The sequence below is a fragment of the Planococcus sp. CP5-4_YE genome (genome assembly GCF_019042655.1).
Taxonomy (GTDB): domain Bacteria; phylum Bacillota; class Bacilli; order Bacillales_A; family Planococcaceae; genus Planococcus.
In genome coordinates, this window is record NZ_JAHPZO010000006.1 from 90,437 (window position 1) to 108,488 (window position 18,052).

The following is an 18,052-nucleotide window of genomic DNA, read 5'->3' on the forward strand; positions in this document are numbered from 1 at the left end:
AAGAACCGCATATAGCGGTTCTTTTTTCATGAGACGCTGCGCCATTCCAGTAAACGGATACCAATCGCCGTGCAAATGCCGCCAAAACCCAGGAGCATCACTAGTGACGTGGCAACCGACGGCAATCCGTTTCCGTATACTGCGACACTTGTTAAAGCTTCGAGGCCGTATGTGATGGGCAATACTTTCGATACTGTAAGCAGGACCTCATTGGTCACCAATTCAATCGGCCAGAACGCACCGCCTACCATTGCCATTCCAGTCGCAACGATTGGAATGACGGCACTTAATTGCTGGGGCTTGGCAATAAGCGAGATAATTAATAGCCCGAGCGCCACGATGGAAAAAGTATAGCAAGCCGCAATCGCGATCAACAACCAGAAACGATCGCCCATCTCAAAGCCAAAAGCATACCGGAACAACAGGAAAATAAGGGAGATTTGCGAAAAACCGATCAGAAAACTGAAACCCAAATGCCCAAAGTACATCTGCCATTTGCGAACCGGGGACAAGATCATGCGGTTCCAAGTACCAGTCCGTTTCTCGTCCACAATCCGCACAAGGCTGAACATGATCGTATAAATGACGAAAAATAAAGTCATTCCGAATAATAATTGGAGTTTGTCGCCATCCCCATTCCCTTGAAGTGAGCCCGCCGATAATTTCAGCACCGGGTCTGATAGCGCCGAGTCCATAAGCTCCCGGATTTCCGGCACATCTTGCGCTGCATTCTCAAAGCGCAATTCCTCTGAATAGACGCGGCGAAGCATCGAGTCCAGCGCCAAGCGTGCAGGATCTTCCCTGCCGACCAACAGACGGTAATCCGCCTCCATCAACTCGACAGCTTGCGGAACATCTCCTTCCGCTACGTAAGAACGCGCTTCAGACGGCAGCATCCACTTAAACGCAAATTGCTTTTCGTCGTTCAAGCGCTCCACCCATTCCAGCGCTTGCTCTTGCTTCATCGATTCTGTATAAACAGGGACAAAAACTGGCTCATCTTCTCCGCCTGCCGCTGAAACCGAGACGAAAATGATCGTCAGAACGAACATCGCCAAAACGAGCAGCGGCTGGCGGTAAAACTTCCGCCATTGCAGTAAAAAGACAGCTTTCATGCAGCTCCCCCCTTTCTCGGGAATAGGGCAAGGGCAGCCGCCAAGAACAGTACACACACCATACAAATACGAGCGAGCGGCCCTGACAATTGGTGAACATCAGGATCCAACATCCAGGAAAAGTAAGCTGACAGCGCTGCCCCGTTCGGCGTCCAGCTGCCGATCGTCCGAATCGATTCCGGCATGCCATCAAGCGGCACAAAGCTGCCTCCGACAAACGCCATAAGTGAAATGACGCCGGCAGAAAAAATTGCCGGCACAGCATCGCTCTCGACCCTCAAGGTCAAGGCGACCATAAACGCAGCCAGACAGCCGACCGAAACAGCCAGCACTACCGAAATCAAGGCGATTCCCAGCCAGAAATCCCAAGAGTCTGCAGCAAAAGTCTGGAACAACAATGTCGATAACCCAAAGAGCAGGCTCAATTGTATAAAGACAATCGCTGCTGCCGCGACGGCTTTGCTGCTTAAGTATAATAGCGGCGGCCGGTTCGATAGCCGGATGCGCTCAAACACCATTTGCCTTTGCTCAAGATTTGCTTGCCTGGCCACGGCCGATCCGACAAATAGCACGAACATGACGGCCATGCTGACCGTATAGTATTGAAATGAAGTCATGGACTTTTGTGCAGTGATCGTTTCGATGCCACCCGAAATCTCCACTGTCGCTCTGTCGCCTGCCAGCCGGGAAATCGATGACTCGAAGTTCACGGTGCGAACAAACTCCTCAAGGATGGAGACAAGGACATCGGATTTTGGTGAAGCCCCATCGGCAGCAAGCACTTCCAGCTGTGCCCCGCCACTTGCGCCGAACAGCATATTGTTTAACGCGCTTTGGGTAAACCCATCCGGAACAATGATTATTGCATCTACCGATTGCGCTTCCAGGTTTTCTTCCGCCTGCTCTCTCCCCATTCGTTCAATCGCCACTAAACCACTGATTTCTTCACTATCCAGAAGCGAAGTTAGCATCGTTTGCGGGCTGGCCGATTCGGCTAACTGCTTGAGCGCTTGCTCAGCCTCTTGTGACAGGCCCATTCCGTCTACGTTGTTTTGCACCGCTTCGATTCCTTGTGCTTCATTGTCTTCTGAAACAAGCGCTACGTCCATTTCCAGCGCTTCCAAATCGCCGGAAAATATGCCGCGCAGTGAAAAACCGAGAATCGCGATCAACAAAAAAGGCATCGCCAGCAATATTATTAATTCGTATCGATCGCGTAATAGCAACATAATATCTTTGATCAGAAAAGCTCCCATAATGCCCCTCCTCAATCCCGCAAAGTGCGCCCAGTAAGCCTTAAAAATACATCTTCAAGTGTTGGCGTTTGGACATGGACATTGGTCACTTGCGCACCGTGCCGCTCCGCTTCATGGAACAACGAGGCGAGTAAGCGCATGCCTTTCGGGATAATCAGCTTCAGGCTCCGCTCATCTGCATCCGCATGCTGGACGCCCTCGATTTCGCTGAGCTTCTTGAACAATTCCGGATAACTTTGGTCGAATTCAATCCACACGGTCTCTTGATCGGATAAAATGGCCTTCAGCTTTTCTTTCGTCCCTTGGGCAATCACTTTGCCATGATCCATGATATACACTCGGTCACATAACTTCTCCACTTCCTCCATATAATGGCTCGTGTAAAGCACAGTCATGCCCTCTTCGCGGTTCAGCCTGCGAATCGTCTCGAGCAAATGATTGCGCGATTGCGGGTCGATGCCGACGGTCGGTTCGTCCATGATCAGCACTTCCGGTTCGTGCATCATCGCCGCCGCCAAATTAACTCTGCGCTGCATGCCTCCGGAATAATGCTTGACCAGCTCTTTTTTGCGGTCTGCCAAGCCGACAAGATCCAGCACATAGCCAATCCGCTGTTCGAGCTTTTTGCCCGACAAACCGTACAGGCGGCCAAAGAATTTCAAATTCTCATAAGCGCTCAACTCTTCATATAAAGCAATTTTCTGCGGAACTACACCAAGCACACGGCGCATGTCTCCTGGATCTTTTAATACACTTTTGCCATGGAGCCTGACATCTCCTGAACTTGGTTTCAACAAAGTCGAAATCATGGCGATGGCAGTTGACTTCCCCGCGCCATTCGGGCCAAGAAGGCCAACCGATTCTCCTTTTCTAAGCTCCAGGCTTACATCATCCACTGCTAGAGTATCTTTGAATTTTTTGGTCAGCTTGTCCGTTTCAAGCATAAGGCACCTCCACAAATTTCTCTCTGTCTCTATCGTACTTGAATTCAGCTAAAGTTCCACGACATTTTGCAAGAAAATTCTCATATTAATCGAATTGTAAAGAATAGATAAAAAAACAGAGCATTGATGCTCTGTCTCTTGTCTTACTGCTTACTTTCAAGCTCTTCTTGCCCCATTGTTTCAAGACAAATTCGCACGCCCCTTGCCAAGTCTTCGTGGGACCAGCTCGGAAGCTTCCCATGCTCGATCGCCAGCTGGTGATCCGCTGGGATGTGGATAAAGCCGGACAGCATGTCCGGCTTATTCGTAGCAGCGTAACGAAGCCCTTCATACATAATATTATTGCATAGATATGCACCCGCTGTATTGGAGATCTCTGCTGGCAGCCCTGCCTCGATAAGCGCTTGAGTCATCTTGCGTACTGGTAAAGTCGACAAATAAGCGTCCGGTCCTGTTGCTGAAATCGGTTCATCGACTGGCCGGTAGCCTTCATTGTCCTGATCACCATCTTTGACATTCAATGCGACTCGCTCCGGTGTTATTTTATAGCGTCCGGCCGCAAGCCCTAATGAAACAACTGCATCAGGCTCCAATTCTGTGATCCACTCCAGTATGCGCTGGCCCGACCGCTTAAAATCGACCGGCAAGATGCGGCTGATAATTTGGTAATCACCGATTCTTTCGCCGTCTAGTCGTTCAACCACTCTCATTGTTGGGTTAATTGTGTAATCCAAAAAAGGTTCAAATCCGGTCAAAAGCAAAGTTTTCATCTTTTCACACTCCAATTTTCTGAACTATTTGAATTAATAATTATTCATCAATATGTATAAAAACTCTTTTACTGACCCTCCCGTCGTGTTAAGATTCGTTTTATCGAATAAAAATACAATGGAGGGAATTATTATGAAGAAATCATACTTACTTGCAGGCGGCGTTTCAACACTTCTTTTAACGGCTTGTGGACAAGCAGAAAACGAGTCTGGAGCTGAACAAAAAGAGGTATTGGAGATGGGCACATCCGCTGAGTTCGCGCCTTTTGAATCACGCAACCCGCAAGGCGACATCGTCGGTTTTGATATCGACCTTGCTAATTATATCGCAGATGAACTCGGCGTTGAACTGAAAATCACCGATATGAAATTCGACGGGTTGATCGGTGCGTTACAAAATGACCGTGTCGACCTAGTGCTAGCAGGCATGTCGGCGACCGATACCCGTAAGGAAAATGTCGATTTCTCGACTGAATACAACCATTCCGGCGAAATGTTCGTCTCCCAAAAAGGCCCTGGCCTCGAGACGCTTGAAGATCTGGAAGGATTGACGGTGGGTGTCCAACTCGGAACGATCCAGGAAGAAGGCGCTAAGAGCATCATCGAGGATGAAGGCATCGATTTGGAATTGAAGGCGCTCGACGATTCCGGCGCATTGATCCAGGAAATCCTGTCCGGCCGTATCGACGCCGCTTATATGGATAAGCAAGTGGCGCTTGGATATATCGAAGTGCAAGGGCTTGATGCATTCGATGACCCGACAACCGCATCTCCTGGGATGGCAGTAGCCTTCCCGAAAGGCAGTGACTTGGTGGATGAAGTCAACGCCGTCCTCGCTGAAATGGAAGAAAACGGTAAGTTAGATGAACTCAAAGACAAATGGCTCACAGACGAGCAGTAAAATTCGCCCTTAGAAAAGAGTTGGAACTGTTATGAATCTTGATTTTTCACAAATCGTCCCGTATATCCCCTTCATGCTCGAAGGAATTTGGGTGACCTTAAAATTCGTCTTTTTCGCGATCATTCTCGGTTCCATTCTCGGGACCGTGCTGGCACTATTTAAAATCGGTTCAGCAAAGTCGCTGAGATGGTTCGCCGATGCTTATACCTCGATTTTTCGCGGCACGCCGCTTATCTTGCAGCTGATGATCATTTATTATTCGATCCCGCAATTGACCGGCTATGACATCTTGCCGTTTCTATCCGCAATTCTCGCATTCGGCTTGAACTCCTCCGCTTATATTTCGGAAATCATCCGCGCCGGCATCCAAGCGGTCGACAAAGGCCAGCTCGAAGCAGCACAGGCTCTTGGCGTCCCGCACGGCGCGATGATGAAAGACATCATCTTGCCGCAAGCGCTGAAGAATATCCTGCCTGCCTTGATGAATGAATTCATCACCTTAACGAAAGAATCCGCCATCGTCTCGACGATCGGCTATCTGGACTTGATGCGCCGCGCCCAAGTGGTCGGGGCAGACTTGTTCCGCAACTTTGAGCCGCTATTATTTGTCGGCCTCATCTATTGGTGCCTGGTCATGGGCTTGACGGTGATCGGCCGCATGGTGGAAAGGAGATTGAAGCTTAGTGATTGATGTACAAGCCTTATCAAAAAAGTTCGGGGACAACCTCGTATTGAGTGATATTACAATCAGCATCCAAAAAGGCGAAGTTGTCGCAATCATCGGCCCGTCCGGCTCTGGCAAATCAACCTTTCTGCGATGTTTGAATTTACTGGAGACACCGAGCTCAGGTAGCATCGAAATCAACGGCAAGAACTTGACCGCCTCCAAAAAAGGGATACACAAAATTCGCCAGCAAATCGGCATGGTGTTTCAGCATTTCCATCTCTTTCCTCATATGACGGTGCTGGAGAATTTAATGTATGCCCCGATGAAAGCGAAAGGCATCAAAAAGTACGACGCTGAAGGAAAGGCACGCCAATTGCTTGAGCGCGTCGGCTTGGCGCAAAAAGCCGATGCCTACCCGAATAGCTTATCCGGCGGCCAGAAACAGCGTGTTGCCATCGCGCGTGCGCTCGCCATGGAACCTGAGCTCATGCTTTTCGACGAACCGACCTCGGCACTCGACCCGGAAATGGTCAAAGAAGTATTAGAGGTCATGAAAGATCTTGCAAAATCCGGCATGACGATGATCGTCGTCACCCATGAAATGGGATTTGCCAAAGAAGTCGCAGACCGCGTCTTGTTTTTGGACCATGGCGTCCTTGTCGAAGAAGGCGAGCCTGAAAGCTTTTTCAAACATCCGGCGAGCGAACGCGCACGCGATTTTCTGGATAAAGTACTGTAACGGAAAACGTTCATGTGATGCTCAAAACTCTCGCCCATTTTCGGCCTGTCCCCGTGCTATAATTGGTAATGCAGGAAATACCCGAAATTTGAGGTGGAAATTTTGTTCAGAAAGATTGTCATATTGATCCTTACTTTGTTTTTCATGGCGCTGATCATTTTTACAGCGGTCATGTTTTTGAAAAATGAGGAAATCCTCTATACGCACGAAGACATCGAACTCAGCATCGACAAGCCGACCTTCATCACGGTCGGCGAAGCACAGACGGAAACAGACGGAAGTGTCACCACTGACATCTATCCTTTGACCTTCCTGACCCTGTCGATCGGTTCGCTGGCCATTACCGAAGAAACGTTACCAAACGGCGATGTCCTCCTCTTCGACAAAGTCGAAAACACCGGCTGGATGCCATTTACGTTTTCGATGAACCGCAGCGGCGTGGAAGATGCAACGATTACCCGCTGGAATGAAGACACGATGCTGCAGCAAGAGGAAGAAACTTACGGCACCGATGCGACGCGCAATCCCTTTGGCGTGATCCGCACCGCAGACACCGAAACACTCCAAGGCAATATTTATGTTTCCCGTGGCTTGTCGCTCGGAAACGGTGAACGCGTAAAGGAACTGCGCCATGAGATCTACGATTTCCCTGTCGAAGAAGGCGTGATGGAAAAGAGCTTATGGCTCCCCCCGAAGCACCAAAGCGAAAGCTGGATGCTCATTTCAAGCGAAGCACTGTTCGACTCAGCTGAAACCGAGACTGAATGGGTCCAATTCGCCAATGCCAACCGCCGCGCGCAGTTCAATTGGCTGACGCCGGATGGCCCGCGCCAAAAGATGGCCTTGACGGATGATTTGCGGACCGAGCTTGCCTATACGATTCCTGAACAACCGGAATCTGTGTATAGAGAATGGTTCGAACAAACATCCTCCCGCTTTTTTGACTCGATGTCCCAGTATTTAACTGAATAAGCACAAAAACCCCTTGGCCTGAAAATTGGCCAAGGGGTTTTTAATGAATTTATACGCTAGACTTCATATCGCCTGCACTGATCCGGTTGTCGAGCCCTTTTTCAGCCGCTTCGAAATCCATGAATCGCCGCTCGATTGTTGTATTCTTCAAGCCAAGGTCGCTGATCGCCTTATTGATGTTTTCTTTTCCAAGCAAGTCCAGCATCGCATTAGAGGCAGCATTATCAGAAATGATAATCATCAAGCTCAATGCATCCCATAAGGCCAATTCTTTCAGTGATTCTAGATGATTGAGCACGCCTGCTCCTCCAGTCGGTTCGCCCCCAAAATCCATTTTTTGGATTCCCGAAAGCTTGCCAGTTGCGATTTATCGGCACGCTTCGAATAAAAGAGCCAATTTAATCGTACTGGCTGCGCGCATCAAAGCCTCGCTATTGATATACAAACGGCTTGATCCAGATTTAATCGCTACACTTACATGGCCTGAAGTCTCAGCAATCAGTTCTTCTATCGCATTTTCCACTTTTGCCACGCACCTTTCCATGATGGTTCAATTCGTCAGAAGTTCTCCCAATCCTTTAAGACAAAATAATACCAAAAAGACAGAAAATTCTGTATAATATAAAGTGAAAATAGAGTTTGTCCGCCGTTCTAACGACTAAAAAAAGGAGGATATCGTCATGGAACGCAAATGGATAGAACGCAAAGAAGTCGAATTGCGGCTCGATGAAGAGTTCAATGCGATTTTGAACATGATTGGTGAAGGCGGACCGGATTACGCGAATGACGACGAAGACCTGGAGCCGAAAGAATTGAAAGATTGGCTCTCTGAAGAGTTCGACTCCATTTTGAACATGATCGGCGAAGGCGGACCCGATTATGCCAAAAATGATGAAGACATCGAAATACAAATCATGAAACACGATGAAGCCAAACCACAGAACCTTCAATGATCCCTGCCCCTTCTAATCTGGAGGGGGATTTTCTATTGAAAAAAGCACCAGCTGAGAGCTGGTGCTTTCCTTATTCCATCATTTCTGAAAGCAAAGACCAAGAATGCAGGCGGTCTTCCTGATAGAAAATCGGTGAATTGACAATCACTTCGTTGGCACGCGTTTTCGAAACAAATGCTTCAAGCTTCTCGCGGACCACTTCAGGCGTACCGACAATCATCGATTCGGATTTCAGTTTATCCCGGAACATGACGATTTCGCGCGGCGTCCATACCGACCCGAGATCATCAATCGGCGGCTGGAACGTTGTCGGTTCACCTTTCATCAAGGCAAACATCTGTTGCTGTGAAGACGTAGCAAGCCACTCCGCACGTTCCTGTGTATCGGCAATAATCAGTGACACGCCAACCATAGCATATGGGCTATCTAAAGATGCAGAGGGCTTGAAATTCTGGTGGTACAATTGCAGCGCCTGCATCGTGAAGTCTGGCGCGAAATGGCTGGCGAATGAAAACGGCAAGCCTTTTTGCGCAGCTAGTTGTGCGCTGAATCCGCTCGAACCGAGCAGCCATAGCGGAATATCCATACCTGTCCCCGGGTATGCTTTGACACGGCCGACCGGTTTATCGGAGAAATAATTCTCCAATTCCATCACTTGCTGAGGAAATTCGTCGCCTGTGCTATGAAGCGTGCGGCGCAAAGCATATGCGGTCGCCTGGTCGCTGCCGGGTGCACGGCCAAGGCCGAGGTCGATGCGGTCCGGATATAAAGATGCAAGCGTCCCGAATTGCTCAGCGATGACCAGCGGAGCATGGTTCGGCAGCATGACGCCGCCGGAACCGACGCGGATCGTTTTCGTGTTTCCGGCGATATGCCCGATCAATACGGACGTTGCCGAACTGCCGATGCCTGGCATATTGTGATGCTCCGCCAGCCAGTAGCGGTTAAATCCAAGTTTCTCTACATGCTGCGCGAGTTCTACGCTATTTGCAAATGACTCCGTTGCGGTGCTGCCTTCATTGACTGGCGCCAAATCGAGCACGGCCACCGGAATCTGCTGAAATGTTTTTTGTGTCATTAGTTTAAGCACTCCTTTACCTTCCCTATTGTACAGCTCTCTATCCGGAAGGCGTATGAAAATGCTCAGAGCCCACATTTCATTGGCTCACTAAAGCTATACTATCCACCGCAAGCACACCCATGCACTGAGAAAAATACTTGTCCACGGTGCGAGGTTAATCAATATAATGACGGGGTCGGAAACTTTTTCCACTTTGTTCTTATAGCAATAGATCACGACGAGACGGCTTTCATGCACGGCCACTCCTTATGCAAATTTGGTGAAACCTAGCTTGTACACGCTTTATTTTTGTGCATTTAGCCTTTGGACAATCCGCTTCACTTCATTCAACTCATCTATAGAGTAATCAGCTGCGGCTTTACTCCATCCCGCATCTTTTTTCCATATCCCGAGCATGCCGGCATTTTCCGCTGCCTCCACATCCGTCGTCGGATGATCCCCGATAAACAAACTTACCGATGGCAGGACATTCAACCGGGCCATCGCCCTTTCGAAAATCCGCGGATCCGGCTTTCTTAACCCTTCACTTTCGGAAATCAAGATGGTGTCGAAATATATTTCTATTCCCAACGCCTTGATATTGTCCATCTGGAATTTGCCCTTGCCATTGGAGATGATGCCCAGTTTCAAACCTTGACCTTTCAAGTCCTCAAGCAATGTGCGCAGTCCCCCAAAAGGAACGCAATGAAATTGAAAGTTAGCGAGATAGTCTTCCAATAAAAACTCCCAAGTCGTATCTTTTATTTCAAACTCTTGTATCAACTGTGCGTAAACCTTATCTTTCCACACATAGCCGCGCCGGTCCAACTCAATAAAGCGTTCGGCATACAATGCCTTCGGAATATGCCCGAGAGACGGTTGCATCCTTTCGTATTGTTCGTTTATGAACGATACGACTGAAGCATCCCGGTTGAGCAAGGTCCCGTCCAAATCAAAAAGCACCGCGGCAATCATTGCGTTTCCTCATGCCATAAGCGTTTACCGTCCACTCCATCATTCAAAACAAACACATCCGGATTGCTTAACGCCCGCCATCCTTCAAATCCGAAGCCTTCCATATATCGTGACAGAAGCAAGGCCATGATATTGCCGTGGGTGACGATTGCCGCTGTTTGGCAGCCGCTGTTTTCCAGCTCGCCCACAACTTGTGAAATACGGCTCAGCGCCAATCTGCTGGATTCCCCGCCTTCAAGCGTGAGGTCGTGGTCATCGAATGTACTTTTTAAGAGCTCGAACCAATCGGGAAGATTTCCAGAACTCAATACCCGTTCTTTCAAACGCTCATCGGTTTCGATTTCTACAGCCAATGCCTCCGCTAACGGACCGATTGATTGAACGGCCCGTGCATAGGGGCTCGAAACAATCCGCTCGATCCCCGTCTCACTTAAAAAACCGCCTAATTCTACAGCTTGTGCCATTCCGGTTTCTGTAAGCTCTGCATCCGGCTCCTGCCCAGTTGCGGCACAATGCCGGATGATATAAATCTTTGTCACTTAAAATCACTCCATTTCCGTTTATAAACCAAGCAAATCCGCCATGATTTCCGCACTTCCGGGCGAGAACATGAAAAGAGAAAACCCAATACATAGAGCACCACCTACGAGCAAGCCGATTTTCACCCAGAACGGAAAGCCTTTTTTCGGCAGCATCCCTGCAAAAAACAAACAAATCCCGATGAATAACAACAGCATATACCAGAAACCCATACGCCCACCTCTTTCTCACTTGTTAATAACTGGACGCTTCCTGCACAAAAAGGTTCTGCTGTTGCATGTCTATTGTCACTCCAAAATCCAGCTTAACATATGCCTGACTGCTTATTTCGCATAAAATCACCCGCTGCAATGTTTTGCAGCGGGTGATTTCTTTACTTGCCCATCACTTCTTTGAAATATCTCACAGTCTTCATGTCCTTGCCCATTGTCCTTGTGTTCCATGTTGCTTCGGTGAAAATTTCTGATAGCGGCGCATACATGCCTCCGTGTTGTTCAGCCCATTCAAGCGCTACTATGTTCTCGAAAAGCTGTGCCATTTTCTTCATCAGGCTCTTCGCATCAAAGCTTTGGAGCGCCGCATCAAATCCGGCAAACGCCGCCAGCTCCGTTTGAAGCTCATTCGTTTTCTCCTTCAACAACTCTACATCAGCGCTCGCCTGCAACTTTGCCAAACGTCCTTCGATATGCTCGATGAATATTTCATGCGCTGACAATTTGTTGACGAGACGGATGAGTTCAAGCCCGAGGATGTTCGCCGTGCCTTCCCAGACGGTAAGCACTTGTGCATCGCGCAATAGGCGCGGTGTGACGAAGTCCTCGATATAGCCGTTGCCGCCGTGCATCTCGATCGCTTCATGCGAAAAATGGATCGCCTGTTCCGCTGATTCTTTCTTCAAAATCGCGATAAGCAGGCGGTTCAGCACTTGTTCTTCTTCTGTGGCGCTGCCTTCTGTAACGCGGTCATACAAGCCGATCAAGTCGAATATCGCGGCCGTTTCAAACTCCTGCTTGGCTCGCAGCTTCATCAGGCTGTCCTGAACCATCGGGAAATCCGTGAGCTGTTGGCCGAATGCATTGCGGCGCCCTGCGTATTCTGTCGCCTCATCCAATGCGCGCTTCATGATGCCGATCGATGCAACCGCGTTGCAGATGCGCGATAAATTCAACGCTTCCATCATGTACTTAAGGCCGTTTTTCGGGTCGCCCACGGCATAGGCTTTCGCGCCGTCGAATTCAACTTCTCCTGAAGGCACCGCCCGAACGCCGAGTTTGTCTTTCAATCGGCGGATTTTGATGCCGTTCAGTTCGCCGTCCACTTTCCACGGCACCGCAAACAATGTCAGCCCTTTCGACCCTTTTGGTGCTCCCTGCCTGCGAGCGAGCACCATCGCGACACCTGCCATGCCAGCATTCGAAGCAAAATATTTTTCCCCATACAAGCGATAGCCATCATCCGTCTCAAGCGCCTGCACAACATTCGCGCCGACATCCGAACCGCCTTGGCGCTCCGTCAAAAACGTCGCGCCTTCAAACAGTTCCATGTCCCCAGTTGCGCAAACATGAGGAAGGAATTTTTCTTTAACGGCTGCATCCGCGTAATGGTCAAGCAAATAAGCTGTCGCCATCGTCAACGTCACCGGGCAGTAAAAGCCAGGTTCCGATTGCGACAATAAATAGCCTTGCGCAAAGCTGTAGACGTAATTGCCTTTTCTTTCGAGTTGGGGAATCTCTTTATGAACATAGCCGACGATGCCTGTCTTATATGTTTCATCGACTGTTTTTCGATAACCTTCATTGACCCAGACGTGTGAAATATCTTCGCCAAGCCGGTTGTATTTTTCTAGCTTCGGTGCGCCTTCCCGGTCGGTATGGCGTGCGCGTTCGTCAATGTCGCCTGCAGCGAGCTTGCCGAATGATTGCAGCTCGCGTTGTGCATAATGGAGAAAATCCTTTGGCAATTGTTGTGCCAATATCTTCTTCAAGGTCTCATCATTTGTATAGAAATTGCGTTCGCCGCTTGGTGCGGTACCTTTTAAGACAACCATTCAAACACGTCCTTCCCGTAGCGGCTGCTTAAGGATTTTGCCGGATGCGTTGCGCGGCAAAGCTTCGACTTGTTCGATGAGCTTCGGCACTTTATAGCTTGCCAGTTCATTTCCGGCGAATGCTTTGATTTCGTCTGCGCTCAATTCACGCGATGCAGCGAAATACGCTTTAACGGTTTCGCCCCATTCCGCATGCGGCACACCGATTACCGCCGTTTCGTGGATATCTGGATGCATAATGAGCACTTCCTCAATTTCCTTCGGGTAAATATTGACGCCACCTGAAATGATCAAATCCTTCTTGCGGTCGACAACCCAAATAAATCCGTCTTCATCGATTTTCGCCAAGTCGCCGGTTTTCAGCCAATCGCCGATAAAAGTCTCTTTTGTCACTTCCTCGTTCTTGTAATAGCCGAGCATATTGCCTTCGCCACGAAGCAGGATCTCCCCGACTTCGCCAGGCGACACATCTTGGCCATCGTTATCCACAATGCGGATTTCGGTATGGAGCGCGGCGCGTTTGCCGATGCTTCCCGCTTTTTCTGCATGTTCCGGACCTGTCATCAAGGTTCCGCTCGGCCCTGCTTCTGTCAGGCCGTATACGCAGACCAAATTATCGGTGCGGAACGATTCTTGGACGAATTTCACTTCCCCCGCAGATAACGGAGCGCTACCGTAAATCCACCATTTCATCGAAGACAAATCACGTTGGCCGATTTCAGGGTGTTTGGCGGTCATGAGATAAGCCACCGGCGCACCGAAGAAATGCGTCGTCCGTTCTCTTTCGACTGTATCAAGCAACAAGTCCGGCGTGAACGTCGGGACGAGCACATGCTTTGCCCCAACGATCATTCCGGCCACCAAAAACAGATGGAGCGGTGCAGAATGGCTGAGCGGCATCATATGGAGCAGGCGGCTGTCTGGCTTCATTTCCATTTCAACGCAGATCATTTGCGCGACCGTCAGCACATTGCGGTGGCTGAACAGGACGCCTTTCGGTTTCCCGGTCGTACCGGACGTATACAGAATCGTCGATGGCTCGTCGTCCTGCGCATCGGAGGATAGATTTTCTTCACTTTCCGCTGTTACCAAGTCGCCGAATACTTCCCAGCCACGTGCTTCTTGCCCGGTCTTGACCGAAAGCAATCCATTCGTTTCCAGATCCTTCACGGACTCAAATAGCAATTCGTGAGCGACAAGCGCTTTTGCATCCGAATGTCCCAAGATATAGCCGATTTCTTTTGGCCCAAGTTTTGCGCTAATCGGTACGATCACAGCATTGATGCGCTGCGCAGCGTAATACGTCATGACGAATTCCGGTACGTTCGGCATGAACAGAACGATTTTATCTCCTTTACTGATGCCCCGTTTCAATAGCGCATGCGCCAAATTATTTACAAGCTTATCCATTTCTCTGAATGTCACACGCTGCCCCATTCCGACCAGTGCCTCTTGTTCCGGGTATTTCCGTGCATTGCGCTCGAGTAATTGCGAGATATTCATTTCCCCATCCCCTTCAATTTCGATAATTTTTCGTTAAACTCCCCAAGTAAAGACTCCATCTCTTGTTTCGTCTTTTCAAGCTCCTCGATGCGGCGCCCCATTTCTTGTATTTGTTTTTTGCCGTATTCAATCGTCCGTTCAAGCTGTTTCTTGCCCGAGCGGTCGGCATCGAACAACAATACCATTTCCTTGATTTCGTCTAATGTAAAACCGTATTTCTTGCCCCGGTCGATGAGCTTGAGTTTCGCGATTTCAGCATTCGAAAACAACCGCTTATTGGAATTCGTCCGCTCTGGCTTGAGCATGCCCAGTTCTTCGTAGTAGCGGATGGTCCGCGTCGTTACCCCGAATTCCTCTGCAGCTTCACGTATGGTTTTCATCCGCCTCACTCCTTCCTATCTGATTGTTGTGATAATTACAGTTTATCATTGACGTTAACGTAAATCGCAAGAGCTTTGTGTATATAAAAAACCAGCCCTCTGTCAACTGAACAGGGGGCTGGCTCCAAATGAAAATTATTCAATTCCGTACCATTTCAACGCATTGTGATGGAGAACCTTTTCCGCTTCATTGTCGCCTAAAGCTTCTTGGATCAATGTCACGTCGCTTGCCTGAAAAGGTGTGTCTGCTCTCGTCGATGGCAGGTCCGTGCCGAACAGCAGCGCTTCGGAGTTGAGTGCGTGAATCATGCGAATAGCTTCCGCTGGATCAAAGTCAATCCGGCCAAACCCAGTCGCTTTCACTTTAACGCCTTGTTCTACCAGCTTTAACAGTTCAGGGAATCCCTGATTCGACAACCCGAGATGGTCAATGGAAACCGATGGCAACTGGTTGATTGTGTCTTTCAGCTCCCCGAGATCTTTTGAGTCGATGTACAGCTCGGCGTTCCATCCGGCGATATCATGGACACGCCTTGCGAAACGATCAAGTTGCTCGATCGTTTCCGAGCCCCCGCGCTTCACATTGAACCGCACAGCGCGGACGCCTTTCTCATGCAACTTAAGAATTTCTTCGTCCGATGTGTCTGCAGGCAATTGCGTCACCCCGACAAACCGGTCACCGAGCGTGTCGAGCGCATCCAGTAAATACGATTGGTCAAAGCTCTGAAACGAGCCCGAGACGATGGCGCCTCCGGTTACTTCGAAGTCCTCAACAGACTTCACATAATCCGAAGCAGTGAATGCTGGCGGCAAATAACCTTGGTTTTCAGTCAATGGAAATCGCGGATCGATAATATGTAAATGGGCATCGAAGATTTTCACTTTACTCATCGCTTCAGTTCTTCCGTCAATGCCGAAATCGCTTGCCGGACATTCCTTACATTCACTTCATCGTTCATCTCATTTCGCGCATGCAAAAGCACAGGCCGTACCGACTCCACGGAACGCCCGAACTCGTACATCCATTCATACCGCGGCACCATCCACGTATGGAAATGATGTGTCGTGTCTTCATTATAGAAATAATAGACCGACTCGATGCCAAGGACGTCGCGCTGCGCTTTGCGGATTTCCGACAGAACAGTGATGTAATCGAGACGTTCCGCTTCCGTTAATTCGTCCAAGCTTTTCAAATGGCGCTTCGAGGCGAGAATGATCAAACCTGGAATGGGATAGGCGACATCTTGATGGGCGTGGAAATGTTCCGTCTCCGCCACGACACCGCCTTCTGGTTCGATCAAGCCATTCACTAACGCACAACTCAAGCATTCCACTTCGACGGTTTTGCCATTTGCTAAAGTAATAGTTCTCATGTCAATCGCCCCCCTGACTTGTTTTTTTGCCAAAAGCTTCTGAAAGAAGAAATGCCACGAGACCGATCGCCAAAATTATGAACCAATTGTCGATGATGGCTTTGCCAAAAAAGTATTCAGATAACCCATTCGCCAATAGAATCAATCCCCAAACGACAAAAACCAAAAAATATTCACTGTTGCTTCCGTCGCTTTTACCAGTATCTTCTTCAAAAAATAAACCGAGCAATTTCTTCATGGCCCCATCCCCCTTTGCAGTCTAGCTTTCTAGAGATTTGTGCATCTCAGTTCTCTACCTGAATGAACCATCCCATGCATAAGTCGAAAAAGAAGCCAATTTCTCAAAATAAAATTCCATGCGCTGGTAGACCGAAGGGACGATCAAGCGCTCCCGATTCATTTGTTGGAATTCGATCCAATTGACCAACTGCGCAGCGCACACTTCACCCGGCTGAAGCTGAAGGGCATCCATATCGATGCGCTCTTTGCACCTCCACACATAGCTATCCAGAAAATAATTACCGCCTTTTGTTTGCCCCAAAAAGCGTAGTTCATCAGGCCTTGCCAATAATCCCGTTTCTTCTTCCAGTTCGCGGAGAGCCCCCGTCAAACTGCTTTCTCCTGCAGTCACGGAACCGCCCGTAGTTTCCCACAGCATCGGAAGCGGTTTTACCGGATCTCTTTGCGTCATGAAAATCCTTCCATCTGCATTGAGCGTAATGACTTCCACGACAATGTGGAACTCGCCAGGCTGCAGTTTATTGCCTCTAATATGTGTCTTACCGAGCGAGTTGCGCTCCCCGTCATACAAATCCCAAACTTCCATTTTCTATATCTCCCATTCCTCTGAACTATAGTTCTTTGTCATACTTCTTTCCTATTTCAGCCCTGTATATACTTTAAATAATATTCCCATTAATTAACAGACTTTTTTTACTGTTTTATTGTTTTTTTCCTGAATAAAAAAAGCACCGAAGGCAGACGCCTCAGCACTCGATTTCTCTCTCACAATATTAAAGTAAAGGGAAGCCACTAAAAAAAAGAGCTCACGGATGAGCTCTTTTTTCTATTTAACAGCCAGTCGGCGCGCCGATCATGACCAGGCCGCCTTGCTCGCCTTGCGTGTCAAAATCCAAAGCGAGCTCCTCTACCATTTCTGTAGCGTCCGGCGCGACCGCTATACGGATGCCGTTCACGTCGATGAGTTCATCCGTTTGTTCCGGTGCATCGAGCGACAAGCCGATTTGCGGGCCGCAGCAGCCGGCGACTGCATAAAGACGCAAGTTGTCCGTTTGCTGTTCTTCAAGAATGGACTGGATATAGTTCTTAGCTTCATCGGTAATCATCATAAACTTCATCTCTCCTGTTCTTTTCAATTTGTCTTCGCTTTCACATAGATCAGGCTTGCGGAAAAATACGGTGCAGCGATTCTTTCAATTCTGGCTTCACGCTGATGATCGGACGTACGTTCGTCGCCATTTGTTCAGCTTCTTCAACCGTCTCTGCTTTGCCTAACGCAAGCAAAGTGCCGATTGCGACAGTACCGGCGCGGTTGCTGCCGCCTGCGCAGTGGAAAAAGACTTTCTTGCCTTCTTCGTACGCTGTGACAACCCCGTCCACCGCTTCTTGGATCGACTCATCCTGATGTTCTTTAGAATCGTCGACAATCGGTGCATGGATGCGTGTATAGCTTTCCTCGCTGTCCCCTGCTTCTGCGCGCAAATCGAAGACGACGTCGATGCCTTCATTTTCAACTGCTGTTTTCGCATCTGCTGCGCCGCCGATGAAAATGCGGTCTTTCACTAATTGCTGGTATGCTTCATTCATCGTTTGCCTCATCCCTTCCAAACTCATTTG

At 49.0% G+C, this 18,052-nt stretch carries 24 protein-coding genes; 5 read left to right on the forward strand and 19 right to left on the reverse strand.

Translation table 11 applies throughout. The annotated features are described in order from the left end of the window. Window positions 1-26: 26 nt before the first annotated feature. The 4 genes from KTG14_RS09390 to pcp form a co-directional block, all read right to left on the reverse strand. On the reverse strand, window positions 27-1,115 hold the full coding sequence (locus KTG14_RS09390; protein ID WP_216970684.1) for an ABC transporter permease: 1,089 nt from the start codon (window positions 1,113-1,115) through the stop codon (window positions 27-29). Beyond that, complete coding sequence (locus KTG14_RS09395) at window positions 1,112-2,371, reverse strand: ABC transporter permease (protein WP_216970685.1); 1,260 nt, start codon at window positions 2,369-2,371, stop codon at window positions 1,112-1,114. The genes KTG14_RS09390 and KTG14_RS09395 overlap by 4 nt, the downstream gene beginning before the upstream one ends. A gap of 11 nt (window positions 2,372-2,382) precedes the next feature. Then, window positions 2,383-3,315: an ABC transporter ATP-binding protein gene (locus tag KTG14_RS09400; protein ID WP_216970686.1), complete on the reverse strand. Its 933-nt coding sequence runs from the start codon at window positions 3,313-3,315 to the stop codon at window positions 2,383-2,385. A 143-nt stretch (window positions 3,316-3,458) separates the two neighbouring features. Then, a complete protein-coding gene (gene pcp, locus KTG14_RS09405) occupies window positions 3,459-4,085 on the reverse strand; it encodes a pyroglutamyl-peptidase I (RefSeq protein ID WP_216970687.1) in 627 nt (208 codons plus the stop codon). Between the two features lie 133 nt (window positions 4,086-4,218). Between pcp and KTG14_RS09410 the strand changes: the two genes are divergently transcribed. The 4 genes from KTG14_RS09410 to KTG14_RS09425 all read left to right on the forward strand — a co-directional run bounded on the left by KTG14_RS09410 (window position 4,219) and on the right by KTG14_RS09425 (window position 7,364). Then, window positions 4,219-4,986 carry an ABC transporter substrate-binding protein gene (locus KTG14_RS09410; protein ID WP_216970688.1) on the forward strand — a complete coding sequence of 256 codons (768 nt, stop codon included), beginning with the start codon at window positions 4,219-4,221 and terminating at the stop codon, window positions 4,984-4,986. A gap of 31 nt (window positions 4,987-5,017) precedes the next feature. Beyond that, a complete protein-coding gene (locus KTG14_RS09415) occupies window positions 5,018-5,677 on the forward strand; it encodes an amino acid ABC transporter permease (RefSeq protein ID WP_216970689.1) in 660 nt (219 codons plus the stop codon). Next, entirely contained in the window at window positions 5,670-6,392 is a 723-nt protein-coding gene (locus KTG14_RS09420; protein ID WP_216970690.1) for an amino acid ABC transporter ATP-binding protein, read from the forward strand. Before KTG14_RS09415 ends, KTG14_RS09420 begins: the two co-directional genes overlap by 8 nt. A gap of 102 nt (window positions 6,393-6,494) precedes the next feature. Next, the gene (locus KTG14_RS09425; RefSeq protein WP_216970691.1) at window positions 6,495-7,364 is read left to right on the forward strand and encodes a hypothetical protein; all 870 of its coding nucleotides are present in this window, start codon (window positions 6,495-6,497) and stop codon (window positions 7,362-7,364) included. 49 nt (window positions 7,365-7,413) lie between these two features. Here the strand turns inward: KTG14_RS09425 and KTG14_RS09430 are convergent, their stop codons facing one another. Continuing rightward, on the reverse strand, window positions 7,414-7,731 hold the full coding sequence (locus tag KTG14_RS09430; RefSeq protein WP_308461988.1) for a serine hydrolase: 318 nt from the start codon (window positions 7,729-7,731) through the stop codon (window positions 7,414-7,416). After that, window positions 7,732-7,887, reverse strand: a complete 156-nt coding sequence (locus KTG14_RS09435) for a hypothetical protein (protein WP_216970693.1) — start codon at window positions 7,885-7,887, stop codon at window positions 7,732-7,734. It lies immediately after the preceding gene. Window positions 7,888-8,044: 157 nt separating this feature from the next. Here KTG14_RS09435 and KTG14_RS09440 point away from each other — a divergent pair, with 157 nt between their 5' ends. Further along, window positions 8,045-8,317: a hypothetical protein gene (locus tag KTG14_RS09440; protein WP_216970810.1), complete on the forward strand. Its 273-nt coding sequence runs from the start codon at window positions 8,045-8,047 to the stop codon at window positions 8,315-8,317. Between the two features lie 70 nt (window positions 8,318-8,387). On the opposite strand, the gene KTG14_RS09445 is transcribed toward KTG14_RS09440, so the two are convergent. The 13 genes from KTG14_RS09445 to KTG14_RS09505 all read right to left on the reverse strand — a co-directional run bounded on the left by KTG14_RS09445 (window position 8,388) and on the right by KTG14_RS09505 (window position 18,022). Continuing rightward, window positions 8,388-9,395, reverse strand: coding sequence for an LLM class flavin-dependent oxidoreductase (locus tag KTG14_RS09445; RefSeq protein ID WP_216970694.1), 1,008 nt, complete (start codon window positions 9,393-9,395; stop codon window positions 8,388-8,390). A 285-nt stretch (window positions 9,396-9,680) separates the two neighbouring features. Then, window positions 9,681-10,352, reverse strand: coding sequence for an HAD family hydrolase (locus tag KTG14_RS09450; RefSeq protein WP_216970695.1), 672 nt, complete (start codon window positions 10,350-10,352; stop codon window positions 9,681-9,683). Then, entirely contained in the window at window positions 10,349-10,891 is a 543-nt protein-coding gene (locus tag KTG14_RS09455) for a histidine phosphatase family protein (RefSeq protein WP_216970696.1), read from the reverse strand. Before KTG14_RS09455 ends, KTG14_RS09450 begins: the two co-directional genes overlap by 4 nt. 21 nt (window positions 10,892-10,912) lie before the next feature. Further along, window positions 10,913-11,104, reverse strand: a complete 192-nt coding sequence (locus tag KTG14_RS09460; protein ID WP_216970697.1) for a hypothetical protein — start codon at window positions 11,102-11,104, stop codon at window positions 10,913-10,915. 161 nt (window positions 11,105-11,265) lie between these two features. Continuing rightward, the gene (locus KTG14_RS09465) at window positions 11,266-12,939 is read right to left on the reverse strand and encodes an acyl-CoA dehydrogenase family protein (protein WP_216970698.1); all 1,674 of its coding nucleotides are present in this window, start codon (window positions 12,937-12,939) and stop codon (window positions 11,266-11,268) included. Next, window positions 12,940-14,442, reverse strand: a complete 1,503-nt coding sequence (locus KTG14_RS09470; protein ID WP_216970699.1) for a class I adenylate-forming enzyme family protein — start codon at window positions 14,440-14,442, stop codon at window positions 12,940-12,942. Beyond that, window positions 14,439-14,822 (reverse strand): MerR family transcriptional regulator, encoded by a 384-nt coding sequence (locus KTG14_RS09475; RefSeq protein ID WP_216970700.1) that lies wholly within the window; start codon window positions 14,820-14,822, stop codon window positions 14,439-14,441. Before KTG14_RS09475 ends, KTG14_RS09470 begins: the two co-directional genes overlap by 4 nt. Window positions 14,823-14,957: 135 nt before the next feature. Then, window positions 14,958-15,713, reverse strand: coding sequence for an amidohydrolase family protein (locus KTG14_RS09480; RefSeq protein ID WP_216970701.1), 756 nt, complete (start codon window positions 15,711-15,713; stop codon window positions 14,958-14,960). Continuing rightward, the gene (locus KTG14_RS09485) at window positions 15,710-16,195 is read right to left on the reverse strand and encodes an HIT family protein (protein WP_216970702.1); all 486 of its coding nucleotides are present in this window, start codon (window positions 16,193-16,195) and stop codon (window positions 15,710-15,712) included. Before KTG14_RS09485 ends, KTG14_RS09480 begins: the two co-directional genes overlap by 4 nt. Before the next feature lies 1 nt (window position 16,196). Then, on the reverse strand, window positions 16,197-16,433 hold the full coding sequence (locus tag KTG14_RS09490; RefSeq protein ID WP_216970703.1) for a hypothetical protein: 237 nt from the start codon (window positions 16,431-16,433) through the stop codon (window positions 16,197-16,199). A 54-nt stretch (window positions 16,434-16,487) separates the two neighbouring features. Beyond that, the gene (locus KTG14_RS09495) at window positions 16,488-17,021 is read right to left on the reverse strand and encodes an NUDIX hydrolase (RefSeq protein ID WP_216970704.1); all 534 of its coding nucleotides are present in this window, start codon (window positions 17,019-17,021) and stop codon (window positions 16,488-16,490) included. Between the two features lie 244 nt (window positions 17,022-17,265). Then, window positions 17,266-17,544, reverse strand: a complete 279-nt coding sequence (locus tag KTG14_RS09500) for a HesB/IscA family protein (RefSeq protein ID WP_216970705.1) — start codon at window positions 17,542-17,544, stop codon at window positions 17,266-17,268. A gap of 49 nt (window positions 17,545-17,593) precedes the next feature. After that, window positions 17,594-18,022, reverse strand: coding sequence for a protein-tyrosine phosphatase family protein (locus KTG14_RS09505; protein ID WP_216970706.1), 429 nt, complete (start codon window positions 18,020-18,022; stop codon window positions 17,594-17,596). Window positions 18,023-18,052 lie beyond the last annotated feature (30 nt).